Annotated in this window: 20 protein-coding genes and 2 pseudogenes; 16 read left to right on the top strand and 6 right to left on the bottom strand. The window is 61.4% G+C overall.

The window, feature by feature from the left end:
* Positions 1 to 29: 29 nt before the first annotated feature.
* The 5 genes from A7317_RS24200 (at position 30) to A7317_RS24220 (ending at position 4,832) form a co-directional block, all read left to right on the top strand.
* Entirely contained in the window at positions 30 to 296 is a 267-nt protein-coding gene (locus A7317_RS24200) for a PepSY domain-containing protein (RefSeq protein ID WP_041161018.1), read from the top strand.
* On the top strand, positions 296 to 841 hold the full coding sequence (locus A7317_RS24205; RefSeq protein WP_024077318.1) for a cytochrome b/b6 domain-containing protein: 546 nt from the start codon (positions 296 to 298) through the stop codon (positions 839 to 841). Before A7317_RS24200 ends, A7317_RS24205 begins: the two co-directional genes overlap by 1 nt.
* A gap of 22 nt (positions 842 to 863) precedes the next feature.
* Positions 864 to 2,132, top strand: a complete 1,269-nt coding sequence (locus A7317_RS24210; protein WP_069076975.1) for a sialidase family protein — start codon at positions 864 to 866, stop codon at positions 2,130 to 2,132.
* On the top strand, positions 2,132 to 2,743 hold the full coding sequence (locus A7317_RS24215; protein WP_069076976.1) for a hypothetical protein: 612 nt from the start codon (positions 2,132 to 2,134) through the stop codon (positions 2,741 to 2,743). The genes A7317_RS24210 and A7317_RS24215 overlap by 1 nt, the downstream gene beginning before the upstream one ends.
* 67 nt (positions 2,744 to 2,810) lie before the next feature.
* A complete protein-coding gene (locus A7317_RS24220; protein WP_069076977.1) occupies positions 2,811 to 4,832 on the top strand; it encodes an LTA synthase family protein in 2,022 nt (673 codons plus the stop codon).
* Here the strand turns inward: A7317_RS24220 and A7317_RS24225 are convergent, their stop codons facing one another.
* Both A7317_RS24225 and A7317_RS30305 read right to left on the bottom strand, forming a co-directional pair.
* Positions 4,833 to 5,207, bottom strand: a complete 375-nt coding sequence (locus tag A7317_RS24225; protein ID WP_069076978.1) for a c-type cytochrome — start codon at positions 5,205 to 5,207, stop codon at positions 4,833 to 4,835.
* Positions 5,208 to 5,250: 43 nt separating this feature from the next.
* Positions 5,251 to 5,391, bottom strand: a complete 141-nt coding sequence (locus tag A7317_RS30305) for a hypothetical protein (protein WP_227496819.1) — start codon at positions 5,389 to 5,391, stop codon at positions 5,251 to 5,253.
* Positions 5,392 to 5,535: 144 nt separating this feature from the next.
* Here A7317_RS30305 and A7317_RS24230 point away from each other — a divergent pair, with 144 nt between their 5' ends.
* From A7317_RS24230 to A7317_RS24255, 7 genes are all read left to right on the top strand, one after another.
* A complete protein-coding gene (locus A7317_RS24230; RefSeq protein ID WP_024077325.1) occupies positions 5,536 to 5,916 on the top strand; it encodes a response regulator in 381 nt (126 codons plus the stop codon).
* 195 nt (positions 5,917 to 6,111) lie between these two features.
* Positions 6,112 to 6,726 carry a biliverdin-producing heme oxygenase gene (locus tag A7317_RS24235; protein WP_069076979.1) on the top strand — a complete coding sequence of 205 codons (615 nt, stop codon included), beginning with the start codon at positions 6,112 to 6,114 and terminating at the stop codon, positions 6,724 to 6,726.
* On the top strand, positions 6,723 to 8,966 hold the full coding sequence (locus A7317_RS24240; RefSeq protein ID WP_069076980.1) for an ATP-binding protein: 2,244 nt from the start codon (positions 6,723 to 6,725) through the stop codon (positions 8,964 to 8,966). Before A7317_RS24235 ends, A7317_RS24240 begins: the two co-directional genes overlap by 4 nt.
* 193 nt (positions 8,967 to 9,159) lie before the next feature.
* A complete protein-coding gene (locus A7317_RS30750) occupies positions 9,160 to 9,363 on the top strand; it encodes a hypothetical protein (protein ID WP_155766416.1) in 204 nt (67 codons plus the stop codon).
* A 120-nt stretch (positions 9,364 to 9,483) separates the two neighbouring features.
* Positions 9,484 to 11,379: an alkaline phosphatase D family protein gene (locus A7317_RS24245; protein WP_069076981.1), complete on the top strand. Its 1,896-nt coding sequence runs from the start codon at positions 9,484 to 9,486 to the stop codon at positions 11,377 to 11,379.
* Between the two features lie 138 nt (positions 11,380 to 11,517).
* On the top strand, positions 11,518 to 12,531 hold the full coding sequence (locus A7317_RS24250; RefSeq protein WP_069076982.1) for a diguanylate cyclase domain-containing protein: 1,014 nt from the start codon (positions 11,518 to 11,520) through the stop codon (positions 12,529 to 12,531).
* 217 nt (positions 12,532 to 12,748) lie between these two features.
* The gene (locus tag A7317_RS24255) at positions 12,749 to 13,999 is read left to right on the top strand and encodes an aspartate aminotransferase family protein (protein WP_024077330.1); all 1,251 of its coding nucleotides are present in this window, start codon (positions 12,749 to 12,751) and stop codon (positions 13,997 to 13,999) included.
* Here the strand turns inward: A7317_RS24255 and A7317_RS30925 are convergent.
* A pseudogene (locus A7317_RS30925) lies at positions 13,996 to 14,160 on the bottom strand (hypothetical protein); the annotation flags it as partial. The gene A7317_RS24255 and the pseudogene A7317_RS30925 sit on opposite strands and share 4 nt — an antisense overlap.
* Before the next feature lie 184 nt (positions 14,161 to 14,344).
* Positions 14,345 to 14,725 (bottom strand): lysozyme inhibitor LprI family protein, encoded by a 381-nt coding sequence (locus A7317_RS24260; protein ID WP_024077380.1) that lies wholly within the window; start codon positions 14,723 to 14,725, stop codon positions 14,345 to 14,347.
* A gap of 192 nt (positions 14,726 to 14,917) precedes the next feature.
* Here A7317_RS24260 and A7317_RS24265 point away from each other — a divergent pair, with 192 nt between their 5' ends.
* The 4 genes from A7317_RS24265 to A7317_RS24280 are packed head-to-tail and all read left to right on the top strand — an operon-like array spanning position 14,918 to position 19,057.
* Positions 14,918 to 16,321, top strand: coding sequence for a gluconate:H+ symporter (locus A7317_RS24265; RefSeq protein WP_069076983.1), 1,404 nt, complete (start codon positions 14,918 to 14,920; stop codon positions 16,319 to 16,321).
* Between the two features lie 12 nt (positions 16,322 to 16,333).
* Complete coding sequence (locus A7317_RS24270) at positions 16,334 to 17,194, top strand: MurR/RpiR family transcriptional regulator (RefSeq protein WP_024077378.1); 861 nt, start codon at positions 16,334 to 16,336, stop codon at positions 17,192 to 17,194.
* Position 17,195: 1 nt separating this feature from the next.
* Positions 17,196 to 18,659, top strand: a complete 1,464-nt coding sequence (locus A7317_RS24275; protein WP_069076984.1) for an N-acyl-D-amino-acid deacylase family protein — start codon at positions 17,196 to 17,198, stop codon at positions 18,657 to 18,659.
* Between the two features lie 29 nt (positions 18,660 to 18,688).
* The gene (locus A7317_RS24280; protein WP_069076985.1) at positions 18,689 to 19,057 is read left to right on the top strand and encodes a glyoxalase superfamily protein; all 369 of its coding nucleotides are present in this window, start codon (positions 18,689 to 18,691) and stop codon (positions 19,055 to 19,057) included.
* Between the two features lie 637 nt (positions 19,058 to 19,694).
* Here A7317_RS24280 and A7317_RS31705 read toward each other — a convergent pair.
* Together A7317_RS31705 and A7317_RS31710 are read right to left on the bottom strand one after the other, a co-directional pair.
* On the bottom strand, positions 19,695 to 20,558 hold the full coding sequence (locus A7317_RS31705) for a methyl-accepting chemotaxis protein (protein ID WP_371128911.1): 864 nt from the start codon (positions 20,556 to 20,558) through the stop codon (positions 19,695 to 19,697).
* Positions 20,550 to 21,614, bottom strand: a pseudogene (locus A7317_RS31710) (methyl-accepting chemotaxis protein); the annotation flags it as partial. The pseudogene A7317_RS31710 and the gene A7317_RS31705, both read right to left, overlap by 9 nt.
* Between the last annotated feature and the right edge of the window lie 264 nt (positions 21,615 to 21,878).

Consider the following 21,878-nt stretch of genomic DNA (forward strand, 5'->3'; position numbering starts at 1 on the left):
AATCTCCCACAACTGCTGAGAGCTTTTCCATGCGCAAAATTCTCCTGCTGTCCCTGGTCATCGCCAGCCCCCTGGCCCTCGCCGGCCCGCAGTGCACCACCGCCGAGCGTTCGCAATGGCAAGACGAAAAGGTCTTCCAGGACAAGCTCAAGGCCGAAGGCTACGAGATCAGCAAGTTCAAGGTCACCGACGGCAACTGCTATGAGATCTATGGCTTCGACAAAGACAAGCGCAAGGTCGAGATCTACCACGACCCGGTCACCGGCAAAGCCGTGAAGACTGAGATCAAGGGCTGATGCCAGGCGAATCCCTGCGCCTGTGGGACCCGCTGGTGAGGCTGTTTCATCTGTCCATCGCCGGGGTCTTCGTTGCCAATTACTTCTTTAACGAAGCAGGTGACGACTGGCATGTCTGGCTGGGCTACTACGCCATGGCCTGGCTGCTGGTTCGAACAGTGTGGGGATTCATCGGGCCGCGCAGTGCGCGTTGGGCAGATTTCTGGCCGACGCCAAAGCGGCTCAATGCCCATGTACGCTCGCTGTTCAATGGCCGGCCGCACCACCGCCTGGGCCATTCGCCGCTGGGTGCGCTGGTGATGCTGCTGATGTTGCTGGCCCTGCTGACTATCGGCATCAGCGGCTTCCTGATGCAGGAAGTCGACGCCTTGTGGGGCGCCGACTGGCCGCTGCAGACCCACGAGACCGCAGCCAATCTACTGCTGGGCTTGGTGAGTGTGCATGTGCTGGCGGCGGTATTCGAAAGCATCCAGGTACGGGACAACCTGCCGTTATCCATGCTCACCGGTCGCAGGAAGCGCCTGCCGGATGAGCGTGCGCAGTAATCCTTTTCCCGACAGGTGCTCTATGCGCTCCGCTCTATTGATTTGCAGCCTGCTCGCGGTGTTTTTCGCCGCCTGGCAGAGCCATCCGCCCCATGTACTGGCACCGTTTGCCGAGGCCAGCCCGAACACCGCCAAAGTTGCGGCGCCCGCGCAGTACAGCAGCCGGTTCGTGTCCTCCCAGCTCACCGACTTTGTGCATTCCTCTTCCGTCACTGCCCTGCCTGGCGGCGACCTGATGGCCGTGTGGTTCGCCGGCTCGCGCGAAGGCGCCGCCGATGTGCAGGTGCGCACCGCACGCTTCGATGCACGCACCGGGGAATGGGGCGCCGAGCAGGTGCTGGCCACCCGGGAAAGCACCCGCGACGGCACCCAGCGTTATATCCGCAAACTGGGCAACCCGGTGATCGCCATGGCGCCGGACAAACGCCTGTGGATGTTTTATGTGTCGGTGTCGGTCGGCGGCTGGGCCACCAGTGCGATCAACGTGATGGTGTCGGACGACCTCGGTGCGAACTGGTCGGCGCCGAGGCAACTGGTGACCTCGCCGTTCTTTAACATCAGCACCCTGGTGCGCGCCGCGCCGGTGTTCCACGCTGACGGCTCCATCGGCCTGCCGGTGTACCACGAGTTCATGGGCAAGTTTGCCGAGTACCTGTACTTGAGCGCCGATGGCGCAGTGATCGATAAATTCCGCATCAGCCGCGGCAAGAACTCCCTGCAACCGACCATCGTGCCGCTGGACGGCAAGCGCGCCATCGCAATGCTGCGCTACGCCGGCGACACCCATCACCGCGTCCTGGCCAGCCGCACCGAAGATGCCGGGCAGACCTGGAGCGAGCCCTATCCGCTGGAGCCGGCCAACCCCAACTCGTCGCTGGCGGCAGTCGGCACGGTGGACGATGGTTTGCTAGTGGCCCTCAATGACCTGCAAGACGGCCGCTTCAAGCTCAGCCTCTACGGCACCGACGCCCAGTTCAGCCAATGGCGCACGGTGGCGCAGTTGGACCAGTCCCCGGACCCGCTCGGCCAACCGTTCTCTCCCGAAGCTTACAAAGCGATCATTGGCGAAGGCTTCCGCGCCTCCAGCGGCGCCAAGCGCCTGCCCTTGGAAGAGCGCTTTCTCAGCAGCCTGGATTACCGCGTATGCAAACCCCGTGGGTGCGATTTCGAGTACGAGTACCCCTATTTCAGCCGCAGCCCGGACGGCATGTACCACCTGGTGTACTCATGGAATAACACCTTCATCAAACATGTCAGCTTCAACGAAGCCTGGCTGGAGGAGCGTCTCTGATGGTTTCTCTGTGGCAAGCCCACTTGAGTTTTGTGCTGCTGGGGTTTGTGGCGCTGTGCGCCCTGCGCGTCACCGCACCTTGGCGACCATGGTTGCTGCCGGTGCTGGTGGCGGTGAGTTTTATCCCAGTCAACGAGCTGCCACTGGCAGCGTATGTACGCAGTTTTACCGATGACTTGGCGATCAGCACGTTGGTGTTGCTGGCGTGGGTGGGGCTGTGTCGATTGGGGGTAGTGCAGCCGCTCAGGCGCCCCCATCAGGTGCAGATGTTGCTGCTGTTTGGCCTGCTGAGCCTGGTGCTGTATCCGGCCACGTTGGGCCTGACCTATGTCGACCCGTACCGTTGGGGCTTCAACCCGCGGCCGATGATCGTACTGGTGGCGGCCACCGCCCTGTTGATGCTGTGGCTGCGTAATACGCTGGCGGTGTGGATGTTGGCGATGGGCACGTTGGCTTTTGCGTTACGGCTCAAGGCGTCGGAAAACTATTGGGATTATCTGGTCGACCCGCTCTTGGCGGGCTACTGCGTGGTCGCTGGACTCATGCAACTAAAACTGTGGGAGGGCGCTTGCTGCCGATGGCGGCGTGTCAGTCAGTACATCCGGCACTGAACGCCCCCCATCGGGAGCAAGCCGCTCCCACATTGGACTTGTGTTGTTTTAAACAGTGGGAAAATAGATGAGTGCGTTGCAATCACGCCGCCTGCGCTATGGCGTGGGCGCGATCGGGTTGATGTTTGTGTTGCTGGCGGCATTGCGGCTGGTGTTTGTGCTGGGTTTTTCCGGCCTGGATTTGAACACCCCGGCGCTGTTGGAAACCCTGGGTATCGGCCTGCGTTTCGACCTGCGCCTGGCGGTATTGATCCTGCTGCCGCTGGCCGTGCTGGCGTGGTTGCCGCGCTGGAACCTCACCACCCTGCCGGCCCTGCGCTGGCTGGCGCGCGGTTATCTGGCCGTCGCACTGGCGGTGGTGGGGCTGGTCTACATCATCGATTTCGGCCACTACGCCTACCTCGGCGTGCGTATCAATGCGACGGTGCTGCGTTACCTGCAAGACGCGCAAATTTCCCAGCAGATGGTGTGGGAAACCTACCCGGTGCTGTGGATAACCGCCTGCTGGCTCGCGGCGGTGGCGCTTTGGGTCTGGGCGTTGGTCCGCCTGGAGCGGTTGACCCTGGATCGAGCGCCCACCGCCATCGGCAAGCCGGCACTGGCGGTGGTGAGTGTGATAGGTGTCGTCGCGGTGCTGCTCGCCCTGCTCGGGCGTGTCGCCCATCTCAACCTGGAAAACCCGGTCCCCCTGCGCTGGAGCGATGCATTCTTTTCCGGCAACAGCCAACTGGCCGCCGTGGGCCTGAACCCGGTGCTGTTTTTGTACGACACACTCAAGGTCGGCCAATCGCAGTTCGATGAAGCCCAGGTCCGCGAGTATTACCCGCAAGTCGCCCAGTACCTGGGCGTGGCCCAGCCCGATGCCCAGTCCCAGAGTTTCATCCGCGAACAAGGCGTGCAACCCTATCGGCTGGGCGGCGAGCAACCGCCCAACGTCATCTTCGTGATGCTCGAATCCCTCGGCACCAGCGCCGTGGGCGCCTACGGCAACCCGCTCAACCCCACGCCGAACCTGGACCAGCTGGCCACACAAAGCTGGTTTTTCAAACACTTCTACGTCCCCGTCACCGGCACTGCCAAAACCGTGTGGGCCAGCATCACCGGTGTGCCGGATGTCACCCGTCAGGAGACGGCCACGCGTAACCCGCTGATCACTCGGCAACACACGCTGATCAATGCGTTCGAGGGGTACCAGAAGTTCTACATGATCGGCGGCAATGCCGGCTGGGCGAACATCAATGCACTGATCCGCCAGAGCATCGACGGCGTGCAGCTGTTTGAAGAAAGCCACTGGCGCTCGCCCCGGGTCGACGTATGGGGCATATCCGACCTGGACCTCTTCAAGGAAGGTGACGCGCTGTTACGTGCCGTGCCCAAGGGCCAACCGTTCTTCGCCTACCTGCAAACCTCGGGTAACCATCGGCCCTTTACGATCCCCAAGTTCAACGACGGCTTCGAGGTCAAACACCTGTCGCTGGAGCAAGTCCAGGCCGCCGGCTCGCGCAGTGTCGAGCAGTACAACGCCGTGCGCCTGCTGGACTACAACATCGGGCGGTTGATGGAGATGGCCAAGGCGGGCGGCTATTACGACAACAGCATTTTTGTGTTCTTCGGCGACCACAACACCCGCATCAGCCAGATCCCGCATATGGCGCCGGCTTTCGAGCAGTTAGGCTTGGAAAGCAATAACGTGCCGCTGCTGATCCACGCGCCCGGCCTGTCACCACGGGTCATCGAAGAGGCCGTCGGCCTGGCGGATCTGCTGCCCACGGTGGCCGGCATGGCGGGCATTCCTTTTCGCAACGGCACACTGGGCAGGGATATCCAGCAACCCGCACCGGAGGGCGAGCGCATGGTGCCGTTGGTGTTGCGCGAAGGCACATTCCCGATCATCGGTGGCGTAACCCAGGACTTCCTGTTGCAGATGCAGCACGACGGCAGTTCCCCCACCCTGCATGACCTGGCATCAGCGACGCCCCGCGACGACGTCGCCAACCAGCACCCCGAGGCCTTTCAACGCCTGCAGGCGCTGACCCGGGGGCTGCATGAGAGTGCGCGGTTGATGCTGTTCAGGAATGTGCGGGAATGATCACTGGGGTTGGAATGTCTCGAGGTAGGCCAGGATATTGTCGATCTTTTCCGGGTCACTGATGCCCCAGAAAATCATGCGCGTGCCGCTCACCACCTTCTTCGGCGCCTCGATATAGGCCGCAAGCTTGTCTCGGGTCCAGACCACGCCGGAGTTCTTCATCGCGTCTGAATACTGGTAGTCGGTGGTGGTGCCGGCGGGGCGGCCGATGATGCCGTTGAGTTCGGGGCCAAACCCACCGCGGGCCCCTTCGCCGATGCTGTGGCAACCGCCGCAGGTCTTGGCGAACAGCTTGCCGCCCGCCTCGGCATTACCGGCGGCATACGCCGAGCCCGTACTGAGGACCAGGGCGAGGGAAAGGAGGGCGTACTTCATGAGTGACTCCACATCGGACGGTACCGGTCATTATGCCTGCTTGTCAGGAACGCATGCCCATCCAGATCACCGCTTCGGTCCAGGCGGTGACCACGGGCGTCAACAGCCTGAACCATGGGTCACTCACGTCAATCTGCGCCGCCGATTGGTCATGGTAGTGGTCATGATGGCTTTGCTGCCGCACAGGCCGGTGATCAGCCCCAGGCAAACAAGCGAACCTGGCCTGCCAGGCTTCGATTGACCATCCATCGCATATAAAACTTCCAATCGAACCTATTCGACCAGCGTCCACTCCACCCTACTGAACCCTGATGGTGGAGTAAGGATCATGGCTCAGCCATCGATTTTGGTATTGGAAGACGACGAGATCATTCGATCGTTGATGGTGGATGTACTGGAGGAATTCGGGGCGCTCGTGACCTCGTTTCCTTCGGCGGATGAAGGCATGATTTTCCTGGAGCGGGCCGATGACCGGGTGGACCTGATTGTCAGCGATATCCAGATGCCTGGCCTGTTGAACGGCTATGACTTGAGCCGCGTGGTGGCGCACCGTTGGCCATCCGTTCCGGTGGTATTGACCTCAGGCAACCGGGCCATGGCTTCGCAATTGGGCGCCAGCGTGAGGTTTTTGCCCAAGCCGTGGAGCACGGAGCACCTGCTCGAATGCGTGCAAACGGCCTTGACCCAACAGGAATCTTCCATGCACTAATAGCGTCGCGACATCACTTGTGCCGAACTTCGGCACCGGCATCGGGGTCATTAATGAGGCAGGGAGCGACTTTTCTGATCCGCTGGTCAGCACATTCGCCTTTCTCGTTCAGTTGACGGCCATCGGTTGTGTAGAATCGCCGCCCATTTCCACGCGTCATTCATGGTCGCAAGACCCACAGTCCGAGCTCACCGAATGCACTCACAGGCCCATGACGTAGATGCGCCCTCCTTACTCGAAGCGCTGCGGGCGGGCACTGCCCTGCTGCATGTCGTCCTCGAAAAGCGTCTGCCATTTTTCTCCGAGCGCCTGGATGCCCACTGGTACGAGCGCCTGCTCCGGGCGTACTACGGGTTTTATCGCCCGATGGAAGCCGCGTTGTACGACAGTGACTTGATCCCCGACGGATTCGACCAGGCCATGCGTGTGAAAACGCCCACCCTGGTCAGCGATCTTCACGCCCTGGGCTTGAGTGACGCTACCATTCATACCCTGCCGCCTTGTACAGACCTGCCCCGCCTCGACACTCCCGCTGCCTGCCTCGGTGCCCTGTACGTACTGGAAGGCGCGACCCTGGGCGGCCAGGTGCTGCGCCGGGAAATGGCTCAGCGCCTGGGCCTGGACGCGGATAACGGCGCTGCGTTTCTCAATGTGTACGGCGCCGAGACCGGTCGGCGCTGGACGGATTTTCTCGACTTTCTAGGCCGCCAGCCATTGGACACGCCCGCCAGACAGCGCGCGGTAGACGCGGCCCGTTCGACATTCAGCTGCTTTGAGCAATGGCTCGACAGCCAGGAGGTACTGCTATGAAACCCGAAGATTTTGAAAAGCTGCTTACCAACTGTGCCAACGAGCCGATCCGTTTTCCGGGGGCGATTCAACCTCACGGCGTGCTACTGACGCTGTCAGAACCTGAGCTGAATATCATCCAGGTCAGCGCCAACGTGGGCACCTTGTTCGGCCACGCACCCGAGACACTGCTGGGCCAACCCTTGCATATGCTGATCGGTGCCGAGCACGGCCAAGCCGTACAGGCCATGGCTGAGCACAACAGCTTTTTCGACGCGCCGCCGCTGCACGTCAGCCTGAACGGCGCAGCGTTCGAAGGCCTGCTGCACCGTCACCAGGGTGTGCTGGTACTGGAGTTCGAACCGCACCTCAAGGATTTCCACCCACGGGCGCTGAATGGTCGCACCAGTGACTTGGGCAAGATGCTGCAACGCCTGCAATCAGCGAAAACCCTGCAAGCGCTGTACGAAATCAGCGTGACTGAAATCCAGGCCATGACCGGCTATGACCGCGTGCTGATCTATCGCTTCGAAGAAGAAGGCCATGGCCAGGTGATCGCCGAAGCATCGGCACCGTCCATGGAACGGTTCAACGGGCTGTTCTTCCCCGCGTCCGATATCCCGGAGCAGGCCCGCGAGCTGTACCGCACCAACTGGCTACGCATCATCCCGAACGCCGCCTACGAGCCGGTGCCACTGCTGCCCAAACTGCGCCCGGACAATGGCGAGCCCCTGGACCTGAGCTTTGCCACTCTGCGCAGCGTGTCGCCGATTCACTGCCAGTACATGCAGAACATGGGCGTGCTGTCGTCCATGAGCATCTCGCTGATGAAGGGTGACACACTCTGGGGCCTGATCAGTTGCGGCAATCGCGAACCGCTGCTGGTGCCCAATGAATTGCGCATCGCCTGCCAGACCATCGGCCAGGTGCTGTCGCTGCAGATCAGTGCCATGGAGGCCCTCGACCTGAGCCGTCAACGCGAAGAAAAAGTCGAAACGCTGGCGCTGCTCGATGCCGCCATGAAAGCCTCTGAGAACACCGTGTTCGATGGCCTGGCCCAGCACGGCCAATGGCTCATGGACCTGACCCTGTCCGGCGGCGTGGCGATCATCGAAGACAAACAACTGCACCGCTACGGTAACTGCCCGGAGCCGGCGCAGATCCGTGCGCTGCATCAGTGGTTGAAGGAAAGCGGCGAGCCGGTATTCGCCAGCCATCACCTGGCCTCGGTCTACCCACCGGCGGCGGCGTTTCAAAAGGTCGCCAGCGGGGTATTGGCCATGAGCCTGCCTAAGCCGGTGGACAACGGTGTGCTGTGGTTCCGCCCGGAAGTGAAAGAAAACATCAACTGGAGCGGCGACCCGAGCAAACCGCTGGACCTGGAAAACTCCGACGCCGGCCTGCGCCTGCGCCCACGCACCTCGTTTGAAATCTGGAAAGTGGAAATGGCCGGCATCTCCACCAAGTGGAGCCATGGCGACCGCTTTGCGGCCAACGACCTGCGCCGCTCCGCACTGGAAAATGACCTGGCGCGACAGGTACTGCGCGAGCAACAGGCGGTGCGGGCCCGTGATGAACTGGTGGCGGTGGTCTCCCACGATCTGCGCAACCCGATGACGGTCATCTCGATGCTCTGCGGCATGATGCAAAAGACGTTCAGCTCCGAAGGCCCCCACACCTCGCGACGAATTTCCTCGGCGATCGACACCATGCAGCAAGCCGCCGCGCGCATGAATGTGCTGCTGGAAGACTTGCTCGACACCTCGAAAATCGAGGCGGGACGCTACGTGGTCAAGCCGGTGGCGCTGGACGTTGGCCAGATGTTCGAGGAGGCCTACTCCCTTCTCGCGCCGCTGGCGCTGGAAAAAGGCATCGACCTGTCCTTCAACGCCGAGCCCGGCCTGCAGATCAATGGCGACCCGGAGCGTCTGTTCCAGGTGCTGTCGAACCTGATCGGCAACGCCATCAAGTTCACCCCGCGCCAGGGCAATATCGGCATCAGCGCCATGAGCAACGGTGAAGAAATTGTGGTCTCGGTACGCGACTCCGGTGATGGCATTGCACCGGAGCAGTTGCCCTATGTGTTCGACCGCTACTGGACCCAGACCGAAAACAATCCCACCGGCAGCGGGCTGGGGCTGTATATCACGCAGGGCATTGTCCAGGCCCACGGAGGAAAAATCGTTGCCGAAAGTGAGGTGGGGCGTGGCAGTGAGTTCCGTTTTACCGTGCCCAAGGTGATTGAAGGCACTCACACCTGATGCTTGAAAATCGGGGCACGGACGGATGTTCTAACCTGCATGACCGAGCCATTGCGCTGCATGGCCATGGCTCGATAACGATCACCGGGTCATGTCTTGACGCAAGGCGTTTATAGGCCAGCCCTTTCCCTCTCTGTAGGTTCGATGTGCGTTGATCACGCTGATTCAACGCCCCGACAGAGCAGAGGTTTTCATGATCGATATCTTTTTTGGCTCTACCGCTAACTACTTCAACCCCCACCGGCAAGTCGACGCCGCGCCTGAACCACAAAGCCGACCGACGCAGCAACAAACGCCGGAGCAGGAATCGACCACTGATACCCACAACCAGGGCACGCCCCGGCGAAACACTCGCTCTGGCAACCTGGAGAGCCTGGGTAACGGTAACGTGCTTTAAGCAGTAAAGAGAGGGGCCACTTTTACCGGCCCCTTTCCTTTGCTCGACATCCCGCCTTGACAAAAAAGCGACATCCGCTGGTTTACCCTTGAGGCCCTTTACCACCGAGCCGCTATTCCTATGCTTCAAGCTGGCACCCTGCCCGCCGTCCTCGCCGGCCCTATGCTGCGACGTCTCGAGCCCCAGCGCCTGGTGATGTGGCTGATGGGCAGCCGTGAACTGGCATTGACCCTCAAGCTGCAGGTTGCCGGGCAGACACTGGCGTTCCCACTGGCTCAAGCGCAATGCCAAGTCGTGCCCGTAGGGCGCCATGCGTTTATCCATTTGATCGACCTCCCACTGGCCGATGCCCTGCCCCAGGATGTGATGATCGGCTACGACCTGCTGGTCGATGGCACCGGCATTGCCGAGTGGGCGCCACACTTGCTGTATGGCAACGCCGACACCCCGGGTTTTGTCCTGCATAGCCGCATTCGCCAATTGGTGCACGGCTCCTGCCGCAAACCGCACCACCCTGCCGACGAAGGCTTGCTCTGCGTCGATCGCCTGCTGGCCAGCGCGCCCACGCCGGCGGAGCGCCCCGCGCTGTTGATGATGAGCGGCGACCAGGTGTACGCCGACGATGTGGCCGGGCCGATGCTGCGGGCGATTCACGCCTTGATCACATGCCTGGGCCTGTTCGATGAATACCTGGAAGGCGCGGTGGTGGACGACAGCGCCAGCCTCTATGGGCATCGCGCGAGCTATTACCACCGAGCGGACCTTTTGCCCGCCCTGGACAGCAACGAGACCCTGCGCGAACGCTTTTTTGGCGGCGTGAAGAAACCGATCTTCACCAGCAGCACTGCCGACAACCACCTGGTGACCTTCGCCGAAGTGATGGCGATGTATTTGCTGGCCTGGTCGCCCACGCCCTGGCGCCTGATCACACCGCAGCCACCGCAACTGAGTGCCGATGAACAGCACCGGTATGCCCGAGAGCAGGTGCAACTCGATCGATTTCGCGATGGCCTGCCGGGTGTGGCACGGGTATTTGCCCATCTGTCCACATTGATGATCTTTGACGATCACGACATCACCGACGACTGGAACCTCAGCGCCCAGTGGGAAGAAACTGCCTATGGCCACCCCTTCTCCAAACGCATCATCGGCAATGCGCTGCTCGCTTACCTGCTGTGCCAGGGCTGGGGTAACCAGCCCGAGGTGTTTGGCGAGCTGGTAGCGCAAACCCAGGCGTTGGCCGCCCAGGCGCGCGGCAACCACCTGGACGCCGCCGCCCAGGATGCGCTACTCGAAGCCCTGCTGAAATTCCAGCAATGGCATTACAGGCTGCCCACCACTCCCGCCCTGGTGGTGCTCGACACCCGCACCCGTCGCTGGCGCAGCGAATTCAACCTCAAACAACCCTCCGGCCTGCTGGACTGGGAGGCCTTGAGCGAACTGCAACAGCAACTGCTGGACCACCCCTCGGCCATCATCGTCTCGCCCGCGCCGATTTTTGGCGTCAAGCTGATCGAGACCGTGCAGAAGGTGTTCAGTTGGTGCGGCCACCCGCTGCTGGTGGATGCCGAAAACTGGATGGCCCATCGCGGCGCCGCCCAAGTCATTCTCAATATTTTCCGTCACTCCCGTACGCCGGGTAACTACGTGATCCTCTCGGGCGACGTGCATTACTCGTTCGTGTACGAAGTGCTGATCCGCCACCGCAACGCCGGCCCGAACATCTGGCAGATCACCAGCAGCGGCATCAAGAACGAATTCCCGCCACGCTTGCTGGAATGGTTCGACCGCCTTAACCGCTGGCTCTACTCCCCTCGTTCCCCCCTCAACGGGTTCACCCGCCGTCGCACCATGCAAGTGGAGCCGCATATCCCGGAACATGCCCAGGCCGGCGAACGTTTATGGAACTCAGCAGGCATCGGCCAGGTGTTTTTCAACGAACAAGGCCAGCCTGAAGCGATCTACCAGCACAACGCCGACGGGAAGCCTCGGACGAGGATGGTGGCGCCCAAATAATGGCCCATAGCCACACCCTGGAGCCGTGCATCCGCCCTATTCAAAGCGTGCAAGGCCCGTTGTACAGTAGCGTCAGCCACGGAGTATCGGTGTCAATATCGCTGGTCCCAAGTGCCAGCCAACGCAGGGAGCGCACAGATGGACGATACACCTGGCAGCAATTCGTTGAGGAATGACTTTTCTGACCTCAACGCCGATATGTTGCATGCCGTCATGGAACTGGTCAGCGATGGCATTTGGGACTGGAACGCCAATACGGGGTTCGTCTACCGCAACCCGGGCTGGTATGAAATGCTCGGCTACCCCCCCCACTCCCTGGAGAACAGCGTGTTCACCTGGGAGAACATCATCCACCCGGACGATTACCCTCGCGTCATGGCAGTGTTTGATGACTACCTCCAGCGTCGGTCCCCCCATTACCAAATCGAGTACCGTTGCCGCAAAAAAGACGGCACTTACCTGTGGATCGAAGACCGTGGCTACATCATTGCGCGCAACCTCGATGACTCGGTAGCGCGGATGGTGGGCTCCCACCGCAATATCCAAACGCGCAAAAGCTCCATCGAGCAGCTCGAACGGCGCAATCAATCCCTTGAGGCCCTGGTGGCCGAGCGCACCCGCGAGCTGTCACGGGTCAATCAGCAACTGCAATTGCAATTGGAGGAAAACCGCTCCCTGGCCGAGCGTGACGCCCTGACCTGCGTCGCAAACCGTTATCGCCTGGAGAAAGTGCTGCTGGAGGAATGCGACCGGGCAGAACGCTTTCGTTTGCCGCTGGCCTTGGTCGCCATGGACATCGATGACTTCAAGCTGATCAATGATCGACACGGCCATGGCGTGGGCGACCAGACCCTCGTGCGGGTGGTGGAAGGGTTGGAAACCTGCATGCGCCAGGGCGATTTGCTGGCGCGCTGGGGCGGCGACGAATTTATCGTGGTACTGCCCAAAAGCCCGCTGGAGGCGGCGAAAGCGTTGGCCGAGCGCATCCGCCAAAGGATCGCGCAACTGCCCGCCGTGGGCGATTTCAACGTCACCCTGAGCCTCGGCGTGGTGGAGCGGCGTACGGGGGAACCGCCGACCGCCCTGATGGCTCGCGCCGACCAGGCGCTGTACCGATCCAAGGCGGCAGGCAAGGATATCGTGTCGGAATAACGCCCGAGGGCAACGAACCGGCTGCTCGGTGTTGAGCACATCGCACCGATCTCTATGTTGCCCGGCAGTATCAAGGGCTTTGCGGCGTTGCCACAAACGACCTTTTGGCAACAGCTCCTTCCGATTTGGAATGACCCGGCGACTTTATTTCGTTTGCCCCAGGGCCGGGCTCACGGCTTAGATAAAAACACGCCCAACATTGCCGAGTCCGAGATTCATGAGCCGCGAAACCATCAGCCAATCGATTTCCGTCGTCCACCCCATCAGCCTCAGCCACGGCAGGAACGCCGAGGTCTGGGACACCACGGGCAAGCGCTATATCGACTTCGTCGGCGGCATCGGCGTGCTCAACCTCGGTCATTGCCATCCGGCGGTGGTAGAGGCCATTCGCGACCAGGCAACGCAACTGACCCACTACGCCTTCAACGCCGCGCCCCATAGGCCCTACATTGAATTGATGGATCGACTGACGGCCTTCATTCCGGTGGACTACCCGGTCAGCGGCATGCTGACCAACAGCGGCGCAGAAGCGGCGGAGAATGCCTTGAAGATCGTCAGGGGCGCCACCGGCCGCAGCGCCGTCATCGCTTTTGACGGCGCCTTCCACGGGCGCACCCTGGCCACCTTGAACCTCAACGGCAAGGTCGCGCCTTACAAGCAAAAGGTCGGTGTCTTGCCCGGCCCGGTGTATCACCTGCCCTACCCCAGCGCCGACAACGGTGTGACTTGCGCCGAAGCACTCAAGGCCATGGACCGTCTGTTCAGCGTGGAAATCGACGTCAACGACGTGGCCTGTTTCATTATCGAACCGGTGCAGGGCGAAGGCGGTTTCCTGGCCCTGGATATCGAGTTCGCCCAGGCCCTTCGGCGTTTTTGCGATGAGAAAAATATCCTGCTGATTGCCGATGAGATCCAGTCCGGCTTCGGTCGCACCGGCCAGCGCTTCGCCTTCTCGCGCCTGGGTATCGAACCGGACCTGATCCTGCTCGGCAAAAGCATCGCCGGCGGCGTGCCGCTGGGGGCAGTGGTCGGGCGCCAGGCGCTGATGGACAACCTGCCCAAGGGCGGCCTCGGCGGCACCTACTCCGGCAACCCGATCGCCTGTGCCGCGGCGCTGGCCACCCTTGAAGTCATGACGGACGCACATTTACAGGTGTGGGGTGCACAGCAGGAAGCCGCGATCATCAGCCGCTATGAGCGCTGGCGCGCGCAGCGCCTGTCACCCTACCTGGGCCGTCTGACCGGCGTCGGTGCGATGCGCGGCATCGAACTGGCGCAAGCCGACGGCACGCCTGCGCCCCAGCAACTGACACAGCTGCTGGGCCTGGCACGCGCCGCCGGCTTACTGCTGATGCCCAGCGGCAAATCGCGACACATCATCCGCCTGCTCGCACCGTTGACCATTGAGCCGGCAGTGCTGGAGGAAGGCCTGGATATCCTCCAGGCCTGCCTCAAGCAACTGGACTAGTCGGGGGCATCCGCCGGATTGCCACCGTTGGGCCAGTCCTTGACCTTGTCCGGGAAGCCCAGACGCGGTTGGCCCGAGCAGTATGCGGCCACGTCCACAGCGGCCTGGTCCGACAACCCGCCCTGCCCGAGCGGGAAGTTCTCATGGAGGCCAATCGGCATAACCACTTTTCAGCCCCTGACAAATCTCCCTGTGGCGAGCGGGCTTGTCCCGCGTTGGGCTGCGAAGCAGCCCCAAAACCACTTGCTCGCGAAAAACGTCAACGATAACGCGTGTTTCCTGAATCAACGCGGCGCCTGTGAGTTTTTCGCGAGCAAGCTCGCTCCTCCAGAGGTCGGGTGTGTGTTAAGGCCCGACCAGGTCTTCCAATTCCTGGGCGCGGGTCTGGGTCATGTCCAGCACACAGCCGGAGCCATTGACCTGGTCAATGGTGCCGCCAGTGGCGCTGCCCGCAAAGGCGCAATTGGCGTCGCGGTATTTGATCCACAGGCGCTGCACGTCCTGCAATTGTTGCTTACGCGCGCCTTCCTGGGCGGCGAGGGCGGTCTTGTAGGCGCGGTTCAGGCGCTCATCCTGCACCTTGGCTTCCTTGGCGTTGCAATTGACCATGTCTGCGGTCGTATTGGCGCTGTCCATGCATTTCTTCAGTGCGGCGTTGTCGGCGGCTGAAGCGCTGCCGCACAGGGCGAGAAGCACGGCGCTGGCGGCGAGTGAGGTGCGAATCATGGTCGGTTCCTGGGCATGAGTGAGTGCGCATTCTATGACTCGATGGCGCTCGGTGAGTTTCCGGCGTTGTCTGATCTTCATGTAAGAACACCCCCCGAATTTTCATGCACTGGCGCTGGGCATGTCCCAATGCGACGGCGCTTATCCCTGCGCGAAAATTACTTTCATAAAAATTGAAAGTCAGTCCCGGTAATGATTTATGAGTTTCACAACCTATTCGACGTGACCCTTTCCGAGGAGTACCGCATGGCCGCATCACCGGGCTTCGGGCTATTGGCATACGCTGCCATCGCCATCATTGCTTTGATCGTGCTGATAGCACGCTACCGACTCAACCCGTTTATCGTCATCACCCTGGTGTCCATCGGCTTGGCACTGATGGCCGGGATGCCGGCGGATACCATCATGGGGTCCTACGAAGCGGGCGTCGGCAAGACCCTGGGGCATATCGCCCTGGTGGTGGCGCTGGGCACCATGCTCGGCAAGATGATGGCCGAGTCCGGCGGTGCCGAGCAGGTGGCGCGTACGCTGATCAACCGGTTCGGCGAGCGCAATGCGCACTGGGCGATGGTGTGCATTGCCTTCCTGGTGGGGCTGCCCTTGTTTTTCGAGGTCGGTTTTGTGTTGCTGGTGCCGATCGCCTTTACCGTGGCGCGGCGCGTCGGGGTGTCGATCCTGATGGTCGGCTTGCCCATGGTGGCCGGCTTGTCGGTGGTGCATGCGCTGGTGCCGCCGCACCCGGCGGCGATGATGGCGGTGCTGGCGTATAACGCATCGGTCGGGCAGACCGTGCTCTATGCGATCCTGATCGGTATCCCGACGGCGATCATCGCCGGCCCGCTGTACGCCAGGTTCATCGTGCCGCGCATCCACTTACCGGCGGAAAACCCGTTGGAACGCCAGTTTATCGACCGCGAACCGCGCACTCGCTTGCCGAGCTTCGCCCTGACCATGGGCACCATCCTGTTGCCGGTGGTGCTGATGATGATCGGCGGCTGGGCCAACCTGCTGTCCACGCCGGGCACTGCGTTCAACCAGTTCCTGTTGTTTATCGGCAACTCGGTGATCGCCCTGTTGGTGGCGACCCTGGTGAGTTTCTGGACCCTGGGCCTGGCGCAGGGCTTCAACCGCGAGTCGATTCTCAAGTTCACCAATGAGTGCCTGGCGCCGACCGCCAGCATCACCTTGCTGGTGGGCGCCGGTGGTGGTTTGAACCGCATCCTGGTGGATGCCGGCGTCACCCATGAGATCCTCGGCCTGGCCAATGCCTTTAACTTGTCGCCGCTGGTGATGGGCTGGTTGTTCGCCGCGCTGATGCGGGTTGCCACGGGCTCGGCCACGGTGGCCATGACCACGGCGTCGGGTGTGGTGGCACCGGTCGCCCTGGGCCTGGGTTATCCACACCCGGAATTGCTGGTGCTGGCCACCGGTGCTGGCTCGGTGATCTTTTCCCACGTCAACGACGGCGGCTTCTGGCTGATCAAGGAATACTTCAATATGACGGTAATCCAGACCTTCAAGACCTGGACCGTGCTGGAGACCCTGATTTCAGTGGTCGCCTTCGGTCTGACGTACGGCCTGTCCTGTATTTTGTAACCCGGAGCCCCCATGGACATCCTCTACCAGATCCGCGCCCGCCAGGCCTCCTTCAGCGCCGGCGAAGGCCGTATCGCCAAGCTGATGCTGGATGACGTGGGCTTCGCTGCATCGGCCAGCCTGGAAGCGTTGTCCCAACGGGCCGAGGTCAGCACCGCGACCCTGTCACGGTTTGCCCGCAGTGTCGGCTGTCGGGACTTGCGCGACCTGCGCTTGCAATTGGCCCAGGCCAGCGGTGTCGGCAGCCGCTTCCTGGACCCGGCGGGCTTGCCGGAACAGTCGGCGTTTCACCGCCAGATCCTCGGCGATATCGAGGCGACGTTGCGCCAGCACTTGTCGGGGTTCAATCAAGCCAGCTTTGTCGATGCGGTCAACCTGCTGGGCAAGGTGCGGATGATCCACGCGTTCGGCATGGGCGGCCCCTCAAGCCTGTGCAGCGAGGAGTTGCAGGTACGGTTGGTACGCCTGGGGTATCCGATTGCCACGTGCCATGACCCGGTGATGATGCGCGTCACGGCGGCAACATTGGGGGCCGAACATGCGCTGATCGTCTGTTCGCTCACTGGCCTGACCCCCGAATTGCTCGACGTGGTGACGCTGGCGCGCAGCTACGACGCGCGCATCATCGCCATCACCCTGGCGGATTCACCGTTGGCGCAGTTGGCCGATGTGTTGCTGCCGCTGCAACCGGCCGAAACCAGCTTCATCTACAAACCCACGGCGGCGCGCTACGGCATGCTGCTGGCCATCGACCTGCTCGCCACCGAGCTGGCACTGGCCATGCCGGACGACAACCAGGAGCGCCTGCGCCGCATCAAGCTGGCCCTGGACGATTACCGCGGCGGCCCTGACAGCCTGCCGCTTGGAGACTGATATGAAGTACGACACGCTGATTCGCCAGGCGTTGATCATCGATGGCAGCAACACCCCTGGCTACGTTGCGGATGTGGGGATGCGCGACGGGCGTATTGCGGCGATTGGCGATTTGTCAGCGGCCCATGGCGAGCATGAATTCGATGCCGCCGGCCGCGTATTGGCGCCGGGCTTTATTGACGTACACACTCACGATGACACGGTGGTGATCCGTCATCCGCAGATGTTGCCCAAGCTGAGCCAGGGGGTGACCACGGTGATCGTCGGTAACTGTGGGATCAGTGCTTCTCCGGTCTGTTTGCGCGGTGATCCGCCGGACCCGATGAACCTGCTGGGCTGCGCTGCGGCGTTTGTTTATCCGCGTTTCAGTGACTATCGCAGCGCCGTTGAAAGCGCTCATCCAGCGGTCAATGTCGCGGCATTGATCGGCCACACGGCGCTGCGCAGTAACCACATGGACGACCTGTATCGCACAGCCACACCGGATGAGATCACCGCCATGCGTGTGCAGCTGCACGAGAGTCTTGAGGCCGGCGCCCTCGGTTTATCCACAGGCCTGGCCTACGCCAGCGCGTTCAATGCCGAGACCGATGAGGTGCTGCAACTGAGTGAAGAACTGACGGCCTACGGTGCGGTATACACCACCCATCTGCGCAGCGAATTCGAACCGGTGCTGGAGGCGATGGACGAGGCTTTTCTGATCGGCCGGCATGCACGGATACCGGTGATTGTTTCCCACCTCAAATGTGCAGGAGCCGGGAACTGGGGACGTAGTCCACAGCTGTTGGCAGCGTTGGAGTCGGCGGCGAAAACCCACCCGGTGGCGTGTGATTGTTATCCCTATGCGGCGAGTTCATCGACCCTGGATCTCAAGCAGGTGACCGATGCGTTCCGTATCACGATTACCTGGTCGACGCCGCACCCTGGCATGGGCGGGCGTGACTTGCAGGACATTGCGGGTGAGTGGGGCGTCTCGCTGATGGACGCGGCGCGGCGCCTGCAACCGGCCGGCGCGGTGTATTACGGCATGGATGAGGCGGATGTGCGGCGGATCCTGGCGCACCCATTGTCGATGGTCGGCTCGGATGGTTTGCCTGAAGATCCGTTCCCGCATCCGCGTTTGTGGGGCGCATTCCCACGGGTGTTGGGACATTTCAGCCGCGATGTCGGCTTGTTCCCGCTGCACACGGCGGTACATAAAATGACCGGGTTGTCGGCGGCGCGATTTGGCTTGTCCGAACGGGGTGAAATACGTGAAGGGCATTGGGCCGACCTGGTGTTGTTCGACCCGCTGCGCATACGCGATGTGGCGGACTTCAAGCAACCGCAACGCGCCGCCGAGGGCATTGACGGTGTGTGGGTCAATGGCGTGTTGAGCTACCGCGAGGGGCAGGCGAATGGTCAGCGACCGGGCCGCTTTTTGGCGCGCAGCGGGGATTTGCGGGGTGGGTTTTCGACTCTATAGTGGGCGCTCTTATACACGGAGCGGTTGCCATGCACTTAGGAAAAGTCATTCCCATCCTGCGGATTTTCGATGAGGCCAAGGCGTTGGAATTCTACGTCGATTTCCTCGGGTTCAAGGTCGACTGGCAGCATCGCTTCGAGGCGAATTTTCCGTTGTACCTGCAGGTGTCATTGGGCGAGTGTGTGCTGCATTTGTCCGAGCATCATGGCGATGCTTCGCCGGGCGCGGCGGTGCGGATTCAGGCGCAAGGGGTGGACGCGTACCAGCAGCAGTTGGTGGGCAAGGGCTACCGGTATGCCAAGCCTGGGGTGGAGCAAACGCCTTGGGGCTCGCGGGAGATGAGCATCAAGGATCCGTTTGGGAATCGGCTGGTGTTTGTTGAGGAAGGCGAGGGCTGAGAGGCAAATCGCAGGTAATAAAAAACCGCCTTGGTAGGCGGTTTTTTTTGCAATCCCAGTTAGTGGCTGGGGTTGCATTCTTACAGGAAGCGCTGACCCGCCCAAGGATACTAATGCCGGTTATCGTATCGCGCAAGGCTTGGCGAGGGTCATTACTTTTTATCTGTCGACTTTATTTCTGTTGAGAGTCGATGGCAAAAATTTGCAATATTTCAGTTGATCTTTCCAGCAGGTTTATCGTCACCTGTCACACCTTTGATCCAGATGTTGATTAGTATCACCCCCGTTCCAAGTATGTCGTTTTGTAGGTGGCTGGGTATGCGCGCGGAATTATGGACCGAACGCCACGGGCTAGTAATCCGTGCCGGATTCATGCGGGAGGAACCAAAGCCCGGCCGCCTCACAGGAAGCGTTGACCCGCATCCAAAGGCTCACGTGTTCCGGTAAGTGTGCTGGAGGTAAGGCCCAACTCACGGAGGGCCGAGTATGTCTAGGTTTGCACGACGTACATGGAACCTCGTAGTGAATGCCGTACGTGTTTATCACGTGTGGACATTCCTGCGGGACAGCTTCGATGACCTGTAAGGTCTGAGAAGTGGAGCCGCTTCGGTTAATACCGAAGCGGCTTTTTGGTTTCTTACACCCGGAAGTGGCTGACCATCTGCTGCAACTGGCTACCCAGGCGCGCCAGTTCCACACTCGACTTGGCCGTTTCTTCGCTCGCGGTGGCGGTCTGTTCCGACACATCACGCACATTGACGATACTACGGCTGATCTCTTCGGCCACGGCGCTTTGCTGTTCGGCGGCGGCGGCGATCTGCTGGTTCATCGACTGGATGTTCGACACCGTCCGGGTGATGTTCTCCAGCGACACACCGGCCTTGCGGGTCAGTTCGACGCTGCTGTCGGTGAGGCTGCGGCTGTTGTTCATCACGTTGGCCACTTGCTGGGTGCCGTTCTGCAAACCGGCCACCAGGCCTTCGATTTCCTCGGTGGATTTCTGTGTGCGCTGGGCCAGGCCACGTACTTCGTCGGCGACCACGGCAAACCCGCGACCGGCTTCACCGGCACGCGCCGCTTCAATCGCCGCGTTGAGGGCCAGCAGGTTGGTTTGCTCGGCCACGGCCTTGATCACGTCCATCACGCTGCCGATTTTGTTGCTCTCTTGTTGCAGGTGCGCCATGGCGTCGGTGGAGCGCGCCACTTCGGCTGCCAGGCGTTCGATCTGGGCGATGGCCTCGGCCACCACTTTGTCGCCTGCACGGGCCTGGCCATCGGCATCGGCTGCGGCCAGGGAGGCTTGTTCGGCGTTGCGTGCAACTTCCTGCACGGTGGCGGTCATTTCGTGCATCGCCGTGGCGACCTGATCGGTCTCGATCTTCTGGCTGTTCACACCGGCACTGGTCTGCTCGGTGACGGCCGATAACTCTTCGGCGGCGCTGGCGATCTGGGTTACGCCGTCGCGAATGCCGCTGATCAGTTCACGCAGGGTCGTGCCCATGCGCTGGATGCCTTGTTGCAATACGCCCAGTTCATCGCGGCGGGTGACCTGGATATTGTGGCTCAGGTCGCCGGAAGCAATGCGTTCCACCACGGCCAAGGTTTCCTGGATCGGGCGGGTGATCTGGCGGGTGATAACCAGGGCGGCGATGATGCCCACCAGCAGGGCGAGCAAGGTGCTGATCAATTGCAGGCTGCGGGCCTGGGCGCTTTCAGCGTCACGACGATCCAGCTGGATGTCGTAGAGCTTGTCGCTGATGGTGACGATATCGGCACCTTGGGTGGTCATTTCAGCGCGTGCCGAGACGATATTGGCATTGGCTGCCTTGTAGTTCTGCACGGCGCTGCGATAGGCACCGAGGGCGCTTTCCAGTGCGCTGAGCGCACTCTGTTGGCTGGTACCGAACGCTGCGCCAAGGCCCTTGAGGCCGCTGATGGCTTTTTCGATTTGTGCCGCTGCGCGGGCTTCGGTATCGGCGTTGACATTACCAGTATAGCCGCGCACTTCGTAGCGGGCCAACTGGAACTCTTGCTTGGCATGGGTCACGGCCTGGAACTGAGTGAAACGTTCCGGGCTTTCGGGCATCTGTTGCACGTTGGTGTCCAGTGCGTCGATCTGTGCGTTAGCTATATCGGCCTTATCGCCCATTACCTGGCGTGCGGCGTTGCCGTTGCGGTAGGCCTCGCGCATCTTGTTCAGGGACTGCTGATATGCCGTGATGATAGCCTTTTGCTCGTTGAGCAGCTTGACGTTCTCCGGGCTCTTGAAGCTGTCCAGGAGCTTTTGCTGCTGGGCGGCGAACGCGTCCAGGCTGGTCTGTACGTTTTGTGCAACGGCTTCATCGCCGTTGGCCAGCATGTATTGCAGGCGCACGATGCGCAGCTTGGTCAGGGAGGCGTTGAGCTGGGTGATATCGCTCATCCAGTTGCTACGGTCGATCAGGCTGCCCAGGCTGGTCCAGCCGGTCAGCGCCAGGATCGAGGTGAGGACAAGCACCAGGCCGAAGCCCAGGCCCAGTTTGAGGTTGACGCTGATGTTACCGAACCAGCTGTTCATCTAATGCTCCGCAAAGTTGATGTCTGTCTGCTGGACGGTGTTGTTGTTTGAGCCAGCCAAGGTGTTCAGGCCATATCGGCGGGGGGGCGGGAAACTGAAACGATTAATTTGCAAACCGACGCGTGGAGCCCGGTATAACCGAGCGCCGGCCCCAGGCAGGCATGACGGCGGCTCTCATCCCGCACTCATTTTCTGTGCTAGTCTGCTGGCCCTTTTAGTTCTGGGTAGTACGGGAAACCAGCTGCCCTACAGCGGAGCCTCTTC

The sequence above is a fragment of the Pseudomonas fluorescens genome, assembly GCF_001708445.1.
Lineage (GTDB): Bacteria > Pseudomonadota > Gammaproteobacteria > Pseudomonadales > Pseudomonadaceae > Aquipseudomonas > Aquipseudomonas gorinensis.